We start from the raw sequence: 15,794 nt of genomic DNA, 5'->3' as shown, positions 1-15,794 counted from the left end.
CTCGGTCTCCCCGACAGACCCGCTCAGGCCGCCGCCACGGTCACCGGCACACCGTTCAACGCCGCGTTGCCCGACAGTTCGTCGAGCTGGCACTCGTCGGTCAGGTCGTTGGCGCTCGATCCCGGCTGGCCGCTGGCGATCGCCATCTGCACGCCCGGGCGCGCGTGGCCCCAACCGTGGGGCAGGCTGACCACGCCTTTCATCATGTCGAGACTGGCGAGCACTTCCACCTCGATCTGCCCGACTCGCGAACTCACCCGAACCCGTTGCCCGTCGGCCAGGCCACGGCTGGCCAGGTCATCCGGGTGCATCAGCAACTGATGCCGTGGCTTGCCCTTCACCAGTCGATGGAAGTTGTGCATCCACGAATTGTTGCTGCGCACATGGCGGCGGCCGATCATCAACAACTCATCGGCAGCCGGCGCCTGCAACGCGGCAAAGCGTGCGAGGTCAGCGAGAATTTCCGGCGGTGCGGCCTGGATACGCTGATTCGGCGTTTTCAGACGTGATGCCAGATCCGGCTTCAGCGCCCCCAGATCAATGCCGTGCGGATGATCGAACAGCGTCGCCAACGACAACTTGTGCTCGGACGCATCGCCGTAGCGGCCCATGCGCAGGCCCATGTCGATCATCTTCGCCGGCGGCATCGTCGGTTTCAGCTCCTTGCCGGTTTTCTCGGCGAAGGCCTTGGCCAGCCCGACGAAGATCTCCCAATCATGCAAAGCCCCCTCGGGCTTGCCGAGGATGGCGCGATTGAAGCGGGTCACGTTACGCACCGCGAACAGGTTGAAAGTGGTGTCGTAGTGGTCGTTTTCCAGCGCCGAGGTCGACGGCAGGATCAGATCGGCATAGCGCGTGGTTTCGTTGATGTACAGGTCGATGCTGAGCATGAAGTCGAGGCCGTCCAGCGCCTGCTCCAACTGCCGGCCGTTGGGTGTCGACAACACCGGGTTGCCGGCCACGGTGATCAGCGCGCGGATCTGCCCCTCGCCCTCCGTGAGCATCTCTTCGGCCAGTGCCGAGACCGGCAACTCGCCGCCGTATTCCGGACGACCGGAAACCCGGCTCTGCCATTTGTTGAAATGCCCGCCCGAGGTCGACGCCACCAGATCCACAGCGGGTTGGGTGCACAGTGCACCGCCAACGCGGTCGAGATTGCCGGTGACCAGATTGATCAACTGCACCACCCAGTGACAGAGAGTGCCGAAGGCCTGGGTCGAAACGCCCATGCGCCCATAGCAGACGGCACTCGGTGCGGCAGCGAAGTCGCGCGCCAGTTGGCGGATCTGTTCGGCAGGCACCGCGCAGAGCGGGCTCATCGCTTCGGCGCTGAATTCAGCCACGGCGTTTCGCACTTCGTCGAGGCCATCGACCGGCAAATGGCTGTCGCGGGTCAGGCCTTCGCTGAACAGCGTATTGAGCATGCCGAACAGCAACGCCGCATCGCCGCCCGGGCGGACGAACACGTGCTGATCGGCCATCGCTGCGGTTTCGCTGCGGCGCGGATCGACTACCACCACTTTGCCGCCGCGCGCCTGAATCGCCTTCAGGCGCTTCTCGACGTCCGGCACGGTCATGATGCTGCCGTTGGACGCCAGCGGATTGCCGCCGAGGATCAGCATGAAGTCGGTGTGATCGATATCGGGAATCGGTAACAGCAAGCCGTGGCCGTACATCAGATAGCTGCTGAGGTGGTGCGGCAGTTGATCGACCGACGTTGCCGAATAGCGATTGCGGGTTTTCAGCAACCCCAGGAAGTAATTGCTGTGGGTCATCAGGCCGTAGTTGTGCACGCTCGGATTGCCCTGATACACCGCAACGGCGTTCTGCCCGTGATGTTCCTGAATCGCCGCGAGTTTCTCGGCCACCAGCGCAAACGCCTCGTCCCATTCGATCGGCAGCCATTTGCTGCCGACGCGGCGCATCGGCTGACGCAGGCGATCGGGATCGTTCTGAATATCTTGCAGGGCCACGGCTTTCGGGCAGATATGGCCGCGGCTGAAGGTGTCGAGGGCATCACCCTTGATGGAGGTGATCGCGACGTTGCCATCGGTTTCCGTGGTTTCGATGGTCAGGCCGCAAATGGCTTCGCACAGGTGGCATGCACGGTGGTGAAGAGTCTTGGTCATGGCCAGCCTCTGTCTTGTTCGGGAGCAGGCAATCACGCCCGCGGGAACAAAACTATGGCCCGTGCGCAGAGACGGCGCCAGCGACGTTCGTCTTGTGAATCGACGGTTATCAGGACAGCCGATAAATCGCCGCGATCAGTTCGGCGGCAACTGCGGCGGTGCCGCCAGCTGGATCTCCTGGATGGTTTCTATCTGCTCATGGGCGACGTGGACGCCGGTGAGCTCGCCGATCAACCGCCAGTGCTCATCGAGCCCGGCGCTGATGGTGGCCATGCGATCGATCATGTGCCGACCGGCGGATTTGACCACTTCGTCGTCACTGCGCAGCAACTCGAAAGACATCGAGGTGACGGACGCGGTGAGATGGGTCAGGGAGCGAGCCGTGTGGCCCAGCAGTTCCATTAACAGTTGTTCTTTCGATTCCATGCGGAGGCTTCCTGCGTCGCTCGAAACTTATTTATAACCCAGCACTTTGCTTTAGCAAATGTTTCAGTCTGAACATCCGACCAAGCGAATCGGTGGCGCCGCGTTCGTAAACCGACCAGGACTGCTGCGTTGCCGTCGCGGCGCATTGCCAAGCCCGGCGGCGCCAGTGTACAAAGAGGCTCACCGCTGTACTGAATCCGGCTTCAACATGCGTGATCGAAATGCTCGGTCCGCGCTCCGAATCCCGCTGACAAAAGTACCCTATTGGAAAAACGCGACATTTAGTGTCAATATCGCGCCTCCCCCTATTTCGTCGCCCCGTGCGGCTTACGCCGCAGGTCTCGCCCGTTGTTCCGTTAAACAAGGCTTTGAGCATCTGCGGTCTGTAGCAAAAAGGTAGTCAATGATGAGCGCAAGGCACTTTCTCTCCCTGATGGATTGCACGCCCGAAGAGCTGGTCAGCGTGATCCGTCGAGGCGTTGAGCTCAAGGACCTGCGTAACCGCGGCGTACTGTTCGAGCCTCTGAAAAACCGCGTGCTGGGGATGATCTTCGAAAAATCCTCGACCCGCACCCGGATCTCCTTCGAGGCCGGCATGATCCAGCTCGGCGGCCAGGCAATCTTCCTGTCCCCGCGCGATACCCAACTGGGCCGTGGCGAGCCGATCAGCGATTGCGCCATTGTCATGTCGAGCATGCTCGATGCGGTGATGATCCGCACCTTCGCCCACAGCACCCTCACCGAATTCGCCGCCAACTCGCGGGTGCCGGTGATCAACGGCCTGTCCGATGATCTGCACCCTTGCCAGTTGCTCGCCGACATGCAGACCTTCCTCGAACACCGTGGCTCGATCCAGGGCAAGACCGTGGCCTGGATCGGTGACGGCAACAACATGTGCAACAGCTATATAGAAGCGGCGATCCAGTTCGACTTCCAGTTGCGCGTTGCCTGCCCGGAAGGCTACGAGCCGAACCCGGAATTCGTCGCCCAGGCTGGTGATCGCGTGACCATCGTCCGCGATCCGCAAGACGCCGTGCGTGGCGCGCATCTGGTCAGCACCGACGTCTGGACTTCGATGGGCCAGGAAGAGGAAACTGCCAAGCGCCTCAAGCTGTTCGCGCCGTTCCAGGTCAACCGTGCCCTGCTCGACCTCGCTGCCGAGGACGTGCTGTTCATGCACTGCCTGCCGGCGCACCGTGGCGAAGAAATCAGTCTCGACCTGCTCGATGACCCGCGCTCCGTCGCCTGGGATCAGGCAGAAAACCGTCTCCACGCACAGAAGGCCCTGCTCGAGTTCCTCGTCGAACCGGCATATCACCACGCATGAGCCATGAATTACTGCTGAACCTGCGCAACCTCGCTTGCGGCTACCAAGATCAACGCGTGGTGCAGAACCTCAATCTGCACCTCAACGCCGGCGACATCGGCTGCCTGCTCGGCTCGTCCGGCTGCGGCAAGACCACCACCCTGCGCGCCATCGCCGGTTTCGAACCGGTGCATGAAGGCGAAATCACCCTCGGTGGCGAAACCCTCTCCAGCGCCGGTTTCACCCTGGCGCCGGAGAAACGCCGGATCGGCATGGTGTTTCAGGATTACGCGCTGTTCCCGCACCTGAGCGTGGCCGACAACATCGCTTTCGGCATTCGCAAGCACCCTAACAAGGCGCGCGTGGTCGAAGAGCTGCTGGAACTGGTCAACCTGAAAAACCTCGGCAAGCGCTTCCCCCACGAGCTGTCCGGCGGCCAGCAACAGCGGGTCGCCCTCGCCCGCGCCCTGGCGCCGGAACCGCAGTTGCTGCTGCTCGACGAGCCGTTCTCCAACCTCGATGGCGAACTGCGCCGCAAGCTCAGCCATGAGGTGCGCGACATCCTCAAGGCCCGTGGTACCAGTGCGATTCTGGTCACCCACGATCAGGAAGAAGCCTTCGCCGTCAGCGATCACGTTGGTGTGTTCAAGGAAGGTCGGCTGGAACAGTGGGACACGCCCTACAACCTCTATCACGAACCGGCGACGCCATATGTCGCCAGTTTCATCGGTCAGGGCTATTTCATTCGCGGCCAGCTCGTCACCCCGGAATCGGTGCAGACCGAGCTGGGTGAGCTGCGCGGCAATCGCGCCTACACCTGGCCGATCGGCGGTGCGGTGGATGTGCTGTTGCGTCCGGATGACATTGTTTATGCACCGGACAGCCCATTGCAGGCGCAGATTGTCGGCAAGACATTCCTCGGCGCGGCGACCTTGTATCGCTTGCAACTGCCGACCGGTGCACAACTGGAATCGATCTTCCCCAGCCATGCCGATCATCTGGTTGGCGCGCAGGTCGGGATTCGCGTAGCGGCGGATCACCTGGTGCTGTTCCAGGCATCCGGCAGCACCGCGGCGCAGATTCCGGCGGTGGAAAACGGCGTCCGTCGGTTCAGCACCAGCTTCTGATCCGCACTGGATAAAAATTGTGGGAGCGAGCCTGCTCGCGAATGCGGTGTTTCAGTCGCCGAAGATGTTGACTGAAAGAGCGCTTTCGCGAGCAGGCTCGCTCCCACAGTTGGTATTGCCTCAGCCTAAAAACAGGGTACCGCTGGCCACCAGCGTCGCATTGCCGCCAATCTTCACCCGCTCACCTTCCAGCCGACAGAACAACTCCCCGCCCCGCGCCGAGCGCTGGCACGCGGTCAGGTTCGATTTGCCCAGACGTTTGGCCCAGTACGGAATCAGGCTGCAATGGGTCGAGCCGGTCACCGGGTCTTCATTGATACCGATGGCCGGGGCGAAATAGCGCGAGACGAAGTCGTGCTGGTTGCCACGCGCGGTGACGATTGCGCCCAGCCATGGCAGTTTCGCCAGCGCCGCCATGTCCGGTTGGCAGTCGAGCACGGCCTGCTCCGATTCCAGCACCACGAACAGTTCGTTGGAGCCGAGCACATCAACCGCCTCGACACCCAGCGCCCGCTCGACATCCAGCGTCACGCCGATTTCCGAAGGCACGATCGTCGGGAAATCCAGCCACAGCCGATCGCCTTCGCGGCTGACACTCAGCGGCCCGGACTTGCAGATGAAGTCGATGCGCTCGGCACTTTCCTTATAGATTTCGAACAGTACAAACGCGCTGGCCAGGGTCGCATGCCCGCACAGCGGCACTTCGGTGGTCGGGGTGAACCAGCGGATATGCCAGGCCTGGCCTTCGCGCACCAGAAACGCAGTCTCCGCCAGGTTGTGTTCGGCGGCGATCTTCTGCATCAAGTCATCGGCCAGCCAGCTGTCGAGCCGATAGACCATCGCCGGGTTGCCACTGAACGGCCGATCACTGAACGCGTCGACCTGATGAAACGCAAGCTGCATGATTTTCTCCCTGAATTGGTCGACCGAGCATGCAACGGCGGCCCGGATCAGTGCCAGTGACAGAAGCGCAATTTTTTCTTCATACAGCGGGCGCGCATTTTAAGCCCGGCCGATATCGGCGAACTGCGCCTGGGTGTGCTCGGCCAGCACCGCCGGCGCCAATTCCACTTCCAGTCCTCGCCGCCCGGCACTCACATAGATAGTCGCGAACCCCTGAGCGGAATTGTCGATGAAGGTGCGCAGGCGTTTCTTCTGCCCGAGCGGGCTGATGCCGCCCAACAGGTAGCCGGTGGAGCGTTGCGCGGCAGCGGGATCAGCCATTTCGGCTTTCTTCACTCCAGCGGCATGGGCCAGGCCCTTGAGGTCGAGCGTTCCGACGACCGGCACCACAGCCACCAGCAGTTCGCCTTTTTCACTGGCGGCCAGCAGGGTTTTGAACACTTGCGCCGGTGCGAGCCTGAGCTTCTCCGCCGCCTCCAGCCCATAGGACGCGGCCTTCGGATCATGTTCGTAACTGTGCACGCGATGTTCGGCACGAACTTTTTTCAACAAGTCCAACGCAGGGGTCATGGCAGCTCCGGGTTCGGCAATCTTTGAAAAACCTGCGGCGGATTCTAGGTCATCGTTGGGCAAAAGGCTCTATTCCAAGCCGCGAATCCCGTGGCCTCGCGCTGCATTCAAGCCGTTCGCGCCGCTGATCATTCACACGGCGAATAGTTTAATTGTGACCGACGGTTCACTTTCGACCTTTGACAGGTTTGTTTCTTGTCTATATTTTTTCGAATCTGAATAATGTAAGAATCATGCTCCGCGCTGTACCCAGCAGTAACCCGGGAACCGAATGGGGATTCCGACCCGGTGAAGATCGCGCCCTGCTCCGTTGGCAAGGCGCTACACAAGAAAAAGAACCGAGGTTTTCAATGACAGCTGCTTTACCGCAACCATCGCTTTCCGGCCAATGCATGGCCGAATTCCTGGGCACCGCCCTTCTGATTTTCTTCGGCACCGGTTGTGTCGCCGCGCTCAAAGTCGCGGGCGCCAGCTTCGGCCTGTGGGAAATCAGCATCATCTGGGGCGTCGGCGTGAGCATGGCGATCTACCTCACCGCCGGGGTTTCCGGCGCGCACCTGAACCCGGCCGTGAGCATCGCTCTGGCAATCTTCGCTGACTTCGAAAAGCGCAAACTGCCGTTCTACATCCTTTCGCAAATTGCCGGCGCCTTCTGCGGCGCGTTGCTGGTCTACACGCTCTACAGCAATCTGTTCTTCGATTACGAACAAACCCACCAGATGGTTCGTGGCTCGGCCGCCAGCCTGGAATTGGCGTCGGTGTTCTCGACCTACCCGAACCCGGTGCTGTCGACGGCCCAGGCATTTCTGGTCGAGATGATCATCACCGCGATCCTGATGGGCGTGATCATGGCCCTGACCGATGACAACAACGGCCTGCCACGCGGCCCGATGGCGCCGCTGCTGATCGGTTTGCTGATTGCCGTGATCGGCAGTGCGATGGGCCCGCTGACCGGTTTCGCGATGAACCCTGCGCGTGACTTCGGTCCGAAACTGATGACTTTCTTTACCGGTTGGGGTGAAATTTCCTTCACCGGTGGTCGTGATATTCCGTACTTCCTGATTCCGATTTTTGCACCGATTGTCGGTGCCTGCCTCGGTGCTGCCGGGTATCGCGGGCTGATTGCCCGTCACCTGACCGGCGCCACACCTGCTACAAAGGATGCAGAACCGGCCATTGACGGCAAACCAAGAACTTCTTGAAACAGTCGGCGCCGGCTCCTGCCCATCCGAGCCGGCGCCACGGCCCACTCTCGTTTTTTTCGTCCAAGGCAATCGACATGACCGACATTCAGAACAAGAACTACATCATTGCCCTTGATCAGGGTACGACCAGCTCGCGCGCGATCATCTTCGACCGCGACGCGAACGTAGTCTGCACCGCGCAGCGCGAATTCGTTCAGCATTACCCGCAAGCCGGTTGGGTCGAGCACGACCCGATGGAAATTTTCGCCACCCAGAGCGCGGTGATGGTTGAAGCGCTGGCACAGGCCGGTCTGCATCACGACCAGGTCGCCGCCATCGGTATCACCAACCAGCGTGAAACCACTGTGGTCTGGGACAAGACCACTGGCCGTCCGATCTACAACGCGATCGTCTGGCAGTGCCGCCGCAGCACCGAGATCTGCCAGCAGCTCAAGCGCGATGGTCACGAAGACTACATCCGCGACACCACCGGCCTGGTCACCGACCCGTACTTCTCCGGCACCAAACTGAAGTGGATCCTCGACAACGTCGAAGGCAGCCGCGAGCGGGCGCGCAACGGCGAACTGCTGTTCGGAACCGTCGATAGCTGGCTGATCTGGAAATTCACCGGCGGCAAGGTGCACGTCACCGATTACACCAACGCCTCGCGCACCATGCTCTTCAACATTCACTCGCTGGAGTGGGATTCGAAGATGCTGGAGATCCTCGACATCCCCCGCGAGATGCTCCCGGAAGTCAAAGCCTCCTCGGAAATCTACGGTCGTACCAAGAGCGGCATCGCCATCGGCGGTATCGCTGGCGACCAGCAGGCAGCACTGTTCGGCCAGATGTGCGTGGAGCCGGGCCAAGCGAAAAACACTTACGGCACCGGTTGCTTCCTGCTGATGAACACCGGCGACAAAGCAGTGAAATCCCAGCATGGCATGCTCACCACTATCGCCTGCGGCCCGCGCGGCGAAGTTGCCTACGCACTCGAAGGTGCCGTGTTCAACGGCGGCTCGACCGTGCAATGGCTGCGTGATGAACTGAAAATCGTCAACGACGCCCACGACACCGAATACTTTGCCAACAAGGTCAAGGACAGCAATGGCGTGTATCTGGTGCCGGCGTTTACCGGCCTTGGCGCACCGTACTGGGACCCGTATGCCCGTGGCGCACTGTTTGGCCTGACGCGCGGCGTACGCGTGGATCACATCATCCGCGCCGCGCTGGAATCGATCGCCTACCAGACCCGCGACGTACTCGACGCCATGCAACAGGATTCCGGCGAACGCCTCAAAGCCCTGCGCGTGGACGGCGGCGCGGTGGCGAACAACTTCCTCATGCAGTTCCAGGCCGACATCCTCGGCACCCAGGTCGAACGCCCGCAAATGCGCGAAACCACCGCACTCGGCGCGGCTTATCTGGCCGGTCTGGCCTGCGGTTTCTGGGGCAGCCTGGAAGAACTGCGCGGCAAGGCAGTGATCGAGCGCGAGTTCGAACCGAGCCTGGACGAAACCGAGAAAGAGAAACTCTACAAAGGCTGGAAAAAAGCCGTCAGCCGCACCCGTGACTGGGCGCGTGAGGACGCTGAATAAGCCAGCCTTGAGTTACACATAGGTATCTAACTGGTCGGGAGCGGATTCCTGCGGCATCATGGGCAAATTTTGCACGGCAGCCCAAAGGAAGCCCCATGAATCTGCCTCCCCGTCAGCAGCAAATCCTCGAGCTGGTCCGCGAACGCGGCTATGTGAGCATCGAGGAGATGGCGACGCTGTTCGTTGTCACCCCGCAAACCATCCGCCGCGACATCAATCAGCTCGCGGAAGCCAATCTGCTGCGTCGCTACCACGGTGGCGCCGCGTACGATTCCAGTGTCGAAAACACCGCGTATGCGATGCGAGCCGATCAGATGCGCGACGAAAAACAACGCATCGGCGAAGCCATCGCCGCACAGATTCCCGATCACGCCTCGCTGTTCATCAATATCGGTACGACCACCGAATCGATTGCTCGCGCCCTGCTCAATCACAATCACCTGAAGATCATCACCAACAACCTGCACGTCGCCTCGATGCTCAGCGCCAAGGATGATTTCGATGTGCTGCTGACCGGCGGCAACGTGCGGCGGGACGGCGGTGTGGTCGGTCAGGCGAGCGTGGACTTCATCAATCAGTTCAAGGTCGATTTCGCCTTGGTCGGCATCAGCGGGATCGATGAGGACGGCAGCCTGCTCGACTTCGATTATCAGGAAGTACGGGTCAGCCAGGCGATCATTGCCAATGCGCGGCAGGTGATTCTGGCGGCGGACTCAAGCAAGTTCGGGCGTAACGCGATGATTCGACTGGGGCCGATCAGCCTGATCGATTGCCTGGTCACCGATCAGCAGCCGGTACCGGCGCTGGCGCAGTTGTTGAGTCAGCACAAGATTCGGCTGGAAGTCGTTTAACGCTTCCAGGCATCAAAAGATCGCAGCCTTCGGCAGCTCCTACATCTGGAATGCATTCCTCCTGTAGGAGCTGCCGAAGGCTGCGATCTTTTGCTTTTAATGTTCGGATATTTTCCTTTCTCGGCCCTTCGATGAGTTTTTTCAATCGAACGCGACTGGCTGCGCGCGTGTTTATGGGCTACCATTTTCGCAAATGAACATTAATGTTCGATTTCCAAGACATAAAACCAAAAGAACCGAGGCCAGCCGATGTCCACCTCTACCTTGCGTACGCCCCCTCTCTCCGAGATCTATGACGTTGCCGTGATTGGCGGCGGGATCAATGGCGTGGGGATCGCAGCGGATGCCGCCGGTCGCGGTCTTTCGGTGTTCCTTTGCGAAAAAGACGACTTGGCCAGCCATACCTCGTCGGCCAGCAGCAAGCTGATCCACGGTGGCCTGCGCTACCTGGAACATTACGAATTCCGTCTGGTGCGTGAAGCGCTCGCCGAGCGTGAAGTGTTGCTGGCCAAGGCGCCGCACATCGTCAAACCGATGCGTTTCGTCCTGCCGCACCGCCCGCACCTGCGTCCAGCGTGGATGATTCGTGCCGGCCTGTTCCTTTACGACAACCTCGGCAAGCGCGAAAAATTGCCGGGTTCGAAAAGCCTGAAGTTCGGCTCCGACAGCGCGCTGAAAAGCGAAATCAAGAAAGGCTTCGAATACTCCGACTGCTGGGTCGATGACGCCCGCCTCGTGGTCTTGAACGCCATGGCCGCCCGCGAAAAAGGCGCCCACGTGCACACCCAGACTCGCTGTGTCAGTGCCCGCCGCACCAAAGGTTTGTGGCATCTGCATCTGGAGCGCGCCGACGGCAGTTTGTTTTCGATCACCGCCAAGGCTCTGGTCAACGCCGCCGGCCCATGGGTGGCCAAGTTCATCCGTGACGACCTGAAGATGGAATCGCCTTACGGCATCCGTTTGATCCAGGGCAGCCACATCATCGTGCCGAAACTGTACGAAGGCGAGCATGCGCACATTCTGCAAAACGAAGATCAGCGCATCGTTTTCACCATTCCGTACCTGAACCACTTCACTCTGATCGGCACCACCGACCGCGAGTACACCGGCGACCCGGCGAAAGTAGCGATCACCGAAGGCGAAACCGATTACGTGCTGAAAGTGGTCAACGCCCATTTCAAGAAGCAGCTGAGCCGCGAAGACATCCTGCACAGTTACTCGGGCGTTCGCCCGCTGTGCAACGACGAATCCGACAATCCGTCGGCAGTGACCCGCGATTACACCCTGGCGCTGTCTGGCAACGCCGAAGAAGCGCCACTGCTGTCGGTGTTCGGCGGCAAGCTGACTACCTATCGCAAACTTGCCGAGTCGGCGATGGCGCAATTGATGCCGTTCTTCACCCAGATGCGCCCGAGCTGGACCGCGACCGCCACCCTGCCCGGCGGCGAAGACATGACCACGCCAGAGGCGCTGAGCGCGCGAATTCGCGACAAATTCGATTTCGTGCCGACTGAAATCGCCCGGCGCTGGGCCGTCACCTACGGCAGCCGCACCTGGCGCATGCTCGAAGGCGTGGAAAGCCTGGCCGACATGGGCGAACACATCGGCGGCGGGCTCTACACCCGCGAAGTCGATTACCTGTGCAGCGAAGAATGGGCCACTACGGCGCACGACATTCTGTGGCGCCGTACCAAGCTAGGCTTGTTCACCACAGCGGAGGAGCAGCAGAAGCTCGCGACGTATCTGGGCAAGGTTGAGCAGAATCGGAAGATCGAGGCGGCTTGATCTCACCGTTCAAACGAAAGCCCCTGCATCGAGAGATTCAGGGGCTTTTTGTTATGTGGACTTTGTTGAACCTGATTGGGGCAGTTAGATCTTTTCCCCCTCACCCCAGCCCTCTCCCCCAAGGGGTAGAGGGGGAAAGGGAGCCGATCTCCGTGGGTTCCAAAGTCCGAGGTCGACTCGGTATCTCACGTCGCCGTAACTCGACCATCCACCGCAGTCAGTCCCCTCTCCCTCCGGGAGAGGGTTAGGGTGAGGGGCTTTTGATCGTTCGGTTTTCCGAACGCGACTCCACAGTCGATTCGGTTAACCGGATCTCACCCTCAAAAAAGTACCGCCATAAAACTTTAATAACGTTATAAAACAACTGGTTAACCGACTGCGACTGGTCTGGCACGAGTCATGCTCTACACTCTCTCGACGAATGCCTGCTGTGCCGACACTTCAGGAGCCGTCAGGCATTCGAAGCACAAAAAGGGCCGACAAACTGGCTCCATAAAAAAAACAATGTCGAGGAAAATTTGATGCGCATCGTTCCCCATATCCTGGGCGCAGCCATTGCTGCCGCTCTGATCAGCACGCCAGTTTTCGCCGCCGAGCTCACCGGCACCCTGAAGAAGATCAAAGAGTCCGGTGTCATCACCCTGGGCCACCGTGACGCCTCCATTCCGTTCTCCTACATCGCTGATGCATCCGGCAAACCGGTCGGCTACTCGCACGACATCCAGCTGGCAATCGTCGAAGCGATCAAGAAAGACCTCGACCTGCCGAACCTGCAAGTCAAATACAACCTCGTTACCTCGCAGACCCGTATCCCGCTGGTGCAGAACGGCACCGTGGACGTCGAGTGCGGTTCGACCACCAACAACGTCGAGCGTCAACAGCAGGTCGACTTCTCCGTCGGCATCTTCGAAATCGGTACCCGTCTGCTGTCCAAGAAAGACTCCAAGTACAAGGATTTCGACGATCTGAAAGGCAAGAACGTCGTAACCACCGCCGGTACTACTTCCGAGCGCATTCTCAAGGCGATGAACGCCGACAAGCAGATGGGCATGAACGTCATCTCCGCCAAAGACCACGGCGAGTCCTTCCAGATGCTGGAATCGGGCCGTGCCGTTGCGTTCATGATGGATGACGCGCTGCTGGCCGGCGAAGCCGCCAAGGCCAAGAAAGCCGCCGATTGGGAAGTGACCGGCACGCCACAGTCGTACGAAATCTACGGCTGCATGATGCGCAAAGGCGACGAGCCGTTCAAAAAGGCTGTGGATGACGCGATCAAGGCCACCTACGCTTCGGGCGACATCAACAAGATCTACGAGAAGTGGTTCATGCAGCCGATTCCGCCAAAAGGCCTGAACCTGAACTTCCCGATGAGCGACGAGCTCAAGACCCTGATCGCCAATCCGACCGACAAAGCGGCTGACGACAAGAAGTCCTGATTTTCTGACTAACCTTATCCCCTGAGGAGGCGCCTGCCTTTTCAGGGGATGGTCACTCCCTGCTGGCATTTTTCTGGAAACACTCGAACCGGTGGCTGTCGAGCCGATCGCGTGTGCCCGGTCTTTGAAAAAAGACTGGGGAGGGAACGGAGTTCCCCAGGCGGGCACTTGTACATCGATCGAATCGAGGGGAGACCCTAATGAATTACAACTGGGACTGGGGCGTGTTCTTCAAGTCCACCGGCGTGGGCAGCGAGACCTATCTCGACTGGTTCATCTCCGGTCTGGGCTGGACCATCGCCATCGCCGTCGTGGCGTGGATCATCGCCCTGCTGCTCGGCTCGCTGCTGGGCATCATGCGCACCGTGCCGAACCGCATCGTATCGGGCATCGCGACCTGCTACGTCGAGCTGTTCCGTAACGTGCCGCTGCTGGTGCAGCTGTTCATCTGGTACTTCCTGGTGCCCGATCTGCTGCCGCCGGATCTGCAGGAGTGGTACAAGCAGGACCTCAACCCGACTACTTCGGCCTACCTGAGCGTTGTCGTCTGCCTCGGTCTGTTCACCGCCGCCCGTGTCTGCGAGCAAGTGCGCACCGGGATCCAGGCGCTGCCTCGTGGCCAGGAATCCGCCGCCCGCGCGATGGGTTTCAAACTGCCACAGATCTACTGGAACGTGCTGCTGCCCCAGGCCTACCGGATCATCATTCCGCCGCTCACCTCGGAATTCCTCAACGTGTTCAAGAACTCCTCCGTGGCGTCCCTGATCGGTTTGATGGAATTGCTGGCGCAGACCAAACAGACCGCCGAGTTCTCGGCCAACCTGTTCGAAGCGTTCACCCTGGCAACCCTGATCTATTTCACCCTCAACATGAGCCTGATGCTGCTGATGCGCCTGGTCGAGAAAAAAGTCGCGGTGCCCGGCCTGATCTCCGTGGGGGGTAAATAATGGAATTCGATTTCAGTGGCATCGTCCCGGCCATTCCTGGTTTGTGGAACGGTATGGTGATGACCCTCAAGCTGATGGCCATGGGCGTGATCGGCGGGATGATTCTCGGCACGATCCTCGCGCTGTGCCGTTTGTCGCACAACAAGCTGCTGTCGAGCATCGCTGGCGCCTACGTCAACTATTTCCGCTCGATTCCGCTGCTGCTGGTGATCACCTGGTTCTACCTGGCGGTGCCGTTCGTGCTGCGCTGGATCACCGGCGAAGACACGCCGATCGGTGCGTTCACCTCTTGCGTCGTGGCGTTCATGATGTTCGAAGCGGCGTACTTCTGCGAAATCGTCCGTGCTGGTGTGCAGTCGATTTCCAAAGGCCAGATGGGTGCCGCGCAAGCGCTGGGCATGAACTACGGGCAGATGATGCGCCTGATCATCCTGCCGCAGGCGTTCCGCAAGATGACCCCGCTGCTGCTGCAGCAGAGCATCATCCTGTTCCAGGACACCTCGCTGGTCTACACCGTGGGCCTGGTGGATTTCCTCAACGCCTCGCGTGCCAGCGGCGACATCATCGGCCGCTCCAATGAGTTCCTGATTTTCGCCGGTCTCGTGTACTTCATCATCAGCTTCGCCGCCTCGCGGTTGGTCAAGCGTCTGCAAAAAAGGTTCGCCGTATGATCTCTATCAAAAACATCAACAAGTGGTATGGGGACTTCCAGGTGCTGACTGATTGCAGCACCGAGGTCAAGAAAGGCGAAGTGATCGTGGTCTGCGGCCCGTCGGGTTCCGGCAAGTCGACGCTGATCAAATGCGTCAACGCCCTGGAGCCGTTCCAGAAAGGTGACGTGGTGGTTGACGGTACGTCGATCGCTGACCCGAAAACCAACCTGCCGAAACTGCGTTCGCGCGTGGGCATGGTGTTCCAGCATTTCGAACTGTTCCCGCACCTGACCATCACCGAAAACCTGACCATCGCGCAGATCAAGGTGCTCGGTCGCAGCAAGGAAGAGGCGACCAAAAAAGGTCTGCAACTGCTCGAGCGCGTAGGTTTGTCGGCGCACGCCCACAAGCATCCGGGGCAACTGTCCGGTGGTCAGCAACAGCGTGTGGCGATTGCCCGTGCGCTGGCGATGGACCCGATCGTCATGCTGTTCGACGAACCGACCTCGGCGCTCGACCCGGAAATGGTCAATGAAGTGCTCGACGTCATGGTGCAGCTGGCCCACGAAGGCATGACCATGATGTGCGTGACCCACGAAATGGGCTTCGCCCGTAAAGTGGCCGACCGGGTGATCTTCATGGACCAGGGCAAGATCATCGAAGACTGCCCGAAAGAGGAATTCTTCGGCGACATCAGCGCCCGCTCCGAACGCGCGCAGCACTTCCTTGAGAAAATCCTGCAGCACTAAAAGCAACACACCCGCACCCTGTCTGTGGGGTGCGGGCAGCCTGACAATGAGATCCCCTGTGGCGAGGGGATTTATCCCCGTCCGGCTGCGCAGCAGTCGTAAAAACCTGTGCATGCGGTCTTTCAGTTAA

General features: G+C 60.1%; 14 protein-coding genes. 10 read left to right on the top strand and 4 right to left on the bottom strand.

Annotation, left to right across the window (positions count from 1 at the left end; all coding sequences use genetic code 11):
• Positions 1 to 23: 23 nt before the first annotated feature.
• On the bottom strand, positions 24 to 2,129 hold the full coding sequence (locus tag AAEZ10_RS08205) for a molybdopterin oxidoreductase family protein (RefSeq protein WP_350568727.1): 2,106 nt from the start codon (positions 2,127 to 2,129) through the stop codon (positions 24 to 26).
• A 135-nt stretch (positions 2,130 to 2,264) separates the two neighbouring features.
• Entirely contained in the window at positions 2,265 to 2,555 is a 291-nt protein-coding gene (plzR, locus tag AAEZ10_RS08200; protein ID WP_016773401.1) for a PlzR type 4 pili assembly inhibitor, read from the bottom strand.
• A 406-nt stretch (positions 2,556 to 2,961) separates the two neighbouring features.
• Between plzR and argF the strand changes: the two genes are divergently transcribed.
• Both argF and AAEZ10_RS08190 read left to right on the top strand, forming a co-directional pair.
• Entirely contained in the window at positions 2,962 to 3,882 is a 921-nt protein-coding gene (argF, locus tag AAEZ10_RS08195) for an ornithine carbamoyltransferase (protein ID WP_024014160.1), read from the top strand.
• Positions 3,879 to 4,988, top strand: a complete 1,110-nt coding sequence (locus AAEZ10_RS08190; protein ID WP_236168277.1) for an ABC transporter ATP-binding protein — start codon at positions 3,879 to 3,881, stop codon at positions 4,986 to 4,988. Before argF ends, AAEZ10_RS08190 begins: the two co-directional genes overlap by 4 nt.
• Positions 4,989 to 5,108: 120 nt before the next feature.
• Here AAEZ10_RS08190 and AAEZ10_RS08180 read toward each other — a convergent pair whose 3' ends face one another.
• Together AAEZ10_RS08180 and ybaK are read right to left on the bottom strand one after the other, a co-directional pair.
• Positions 5,109 to 5,891, bottom strand: a complete 783-nt coding sequence (locus tag AAEZ10_RS08180; RefSeq protein ID WP_122706518.1) for a PhzF family phenazine biosynthesis protein — start codon at positions 5,889 to 5,891, stop codon at positions 5,109 to 5,111.
• A gap of 99 nt (positions 5,892 to 5,990) precedes the next feature.
• Positions 5,991 to 6,461 carry a Cys-tRNA(Pro) deacylase gene (gene ybaK / locus AAEZ10_RS08175; RefSeq protein WP_130928526.1) on the bottom strand — a complete coding sequence of 157 codons (471 nt, stop codon included), beginning with the start codon at positions 6,459 to 6,461 and terminating at the stop codon, positions 5,991 to 5,993.
• 350 nt (positions 6,462 to 6,811) lie between these two features.
• Between ybaK and AAEZ10_RS08170 the strand changes: the two genes are divergently transcribed.
• The 8 genes from AAEZ10_RS08170 (at position 6,812) to AAEZ10_RS08135 (ending at position 15,664) form a co-directional block, all read left to right on the top strand.
• Positions 6,812 to 7,663, top strand: coding sequence for an MIP/aquaporin family protein (locus AAEZ10_RS08170; RefSeq protein WP_016773396.1), 852 nt, complete (start codon positions 6,812 to 6,814; stop codon positions 7,661 to 7,663).
• 77 nt (positions 7,664 to 7,740) lie between these two features.
• Positions 7,741 to 9,243, top strand: coding sequence for a glycerol kinase GlpK (glpK, locus tag AAEZ10_RS08165; RefSeq protein WP_110646230.1), 1,503 nt, complete (start codon positions 7,741 to 7,743; stop codon positions 9,241 to 9,243).
• A 95-nt stretch (positions 9,244 to 9,338) separates the two neighbouring features.
• Positions 9,339 to 10,094 carry a DeoR/GlpR family transcriptional regulator gene (locus AAEZ10_RS08160; protein WP_007916700.1) on the top strand — a complete coding sequence of 252 codons (756 nt, stop codon included), beginning with the start codon at positions 9,339 to 9,341 and terminating at the stop codon, positions 10,092 to 10,094.
• Between the two features lie 249 nt (positions 10,095 to 10,343).
• Entirely contained in the window at positions 10,344 to 11,879 is a 1,536-nt protein-coding gene (glpD, locus tag AAEZ10_RS08155; RefSeq protein WP_263219458.1) for a glycerol-3-phosphate dehydrogenase, read from the top strand.
• A 521-nt stretch (positions 11,880 to 12,400) separates the two neighbouring features.
• Positions 12,401 to 13,315 carry a glutamate/aspartate ABC transporter substrate-binding protein gene (locus AAEZ10_RS08150; RefSeq protein ID WP_206421627.1) on the top strand — a complete coding sequence of 305 codons (915 nt, stop codon included), beginning with the start codon at positions 12,401 to 12,403 and terminating at the stop codon, positions 13,313 to 13,315.
• A 200-nt stretch (positions 13,316 to 13,515) separates the two neighbouring features.
• Positions 13,516 to 14,262, top strand: coding sequence for an amino acid ABC transporter permease (locus AAEZ10_RS08145; RefSeq protein ID WP_056790046.1), 747 nt, complete (start codon positions 13,516 to 13,518; stop codon positions 14,260 to 14,262).
• A complete protein-coding gene (locus AAEZ10_RS08140) occupies positions 14,262 to 14,933 on the top strand; it encodes an amino acid ABC transporter permease (protein WP_016773391.1) in 672 nt (223 codons plus the stop codon). Before AAEZ10_RS08145 ends, AAEZ10_RS08140 begins: the two co-directional genes overlap by 1 nt.
• Complete coding sequence (locus AAEZ10_RS08135) at positions 14,930 to 15,664, top strand: amino acid ABC transporter ATP-binding protein (RefSeq protein WP_016773390.1); 735 nt, start codon at positions 14,930 to 14,932, stop codon at positions 15,662 to 15,664. Before AAEZ10_RS08140 ends, AAEZ10_RS08135 begins: the two co-directional genes overlap by 4 nt.
• Positions 15,665 to 15,794: the final 130 nt, after the last annotated feature.

The sequence above is a fragment of the Pseudomonas sp. H26/SER47-MNA-CIBAN-0231 genome (assembly GCF_040310465.1).
Classification (GTDB): domain Bacteria; phylum Pseudomonadota; class Gammaproteobacteria; order Pseudomonadales; family Pseudomonadaceae; genus Aquipseudomonas; species Aquipseudomonas atacamensis.
Note: the sequence above shows the minus strand (reverse complement) of the source record. Positions and strands in the feature narration are given on the sequence as shown.

Coding starts and splice junctions, on each gene's coding strand:
- AAEZ10_RS08205 (WP_350568727.1), bottom strand. CDS start 2,129: ATGACCAAGACTCTTCACCACCGTGCATGCCACCTGTGCGAAGCCATT.
- plzR (WP_016773401.1), bottom strand. CDS start 2,555: ATGGAATCGAAAGAACAACTGTTAATGGAACTGCTGGGCCACACGGCT.
- argF (WP_024014160.1), top strand. CDS start 2,962: ATGAGCGCAAGGCACTTTCTCTCCCTGATGGATTGCACGCCCGAAGAG.
- AAEZ10_RS08190 (WP_236168277.1), top strand. CDS start 3,879: ATGAGCCATGAATTACTGCTGAACCTGCGCAACCTCGCTTGCGGCTAC.
- AAEZ10_RS08180 (WP_122706518.1), bottom strand. CDS start 5,891: ATGCAGCTTGCGTTTCATCAGGTCGACGCGTTCAGTGATCGGCCGTTC.
- ybaK (WP_130928526.1), bottom strand. CDS start 6,461: ATGACCCCTGCGTTGGACTTGTTGAAAAAAGTTCGTGCCGAACATCGC.
- AAEZ10_RS08170 (WP_016773396.1), top strand. CDS start 6,812: ATGACAGCTGCTTTACCGCAACCATCGCTTTCCGGCCAATGCATGGCC.
- glpK (WP_110646230.1), top strand. CDS start 7,741: ATGACCGACATTCAGAACAAGAACTACATCATTGCCCTTGATCAGGGT.
- AAEZ10_RS08160 (WP_007916700.1), top strand. CDS start 9,339: ATGAATCTGCCTCCCCGTCAGCAGCAAATCCTCGAGCTGGTCCGCGAA.
- glpD (WP_263219458.1), top strand. CDS start 10,344: ATGTCCACCTCTACCTTGCGTACGCCCCCTCTCTCCGAGATCTATGAC.
- AAEZ10_RS08150 (WP_206421627.1), top strand. CDS start 12,401: ATGCGCATCGTTCCCCATATCCTGGGCGCAGCCATTGCTGCCGCTCTG.
- AAEZ10_RS08145 (WP_056790046.1), top strand. CDS start 13,516: ATGAATTACAACTGGGACTGGGGCGTGTTCTTCAAGTCCACCGGCGTG.
- AAEZ10_RS08140 (WP_016773391.1), top strand. CDS start 14,262: ATGGAATTCGATTTCAGTGGCATCGTCCCGGCCATTCCTGGTTTGTGG.
- AAEZ10_RS08135 (WP_016773390.1), top strand. CDS start 14,930: ATGATCTCTATCAAAAACATCAACAAGTGGTATGGGGACTTCCAGGTG.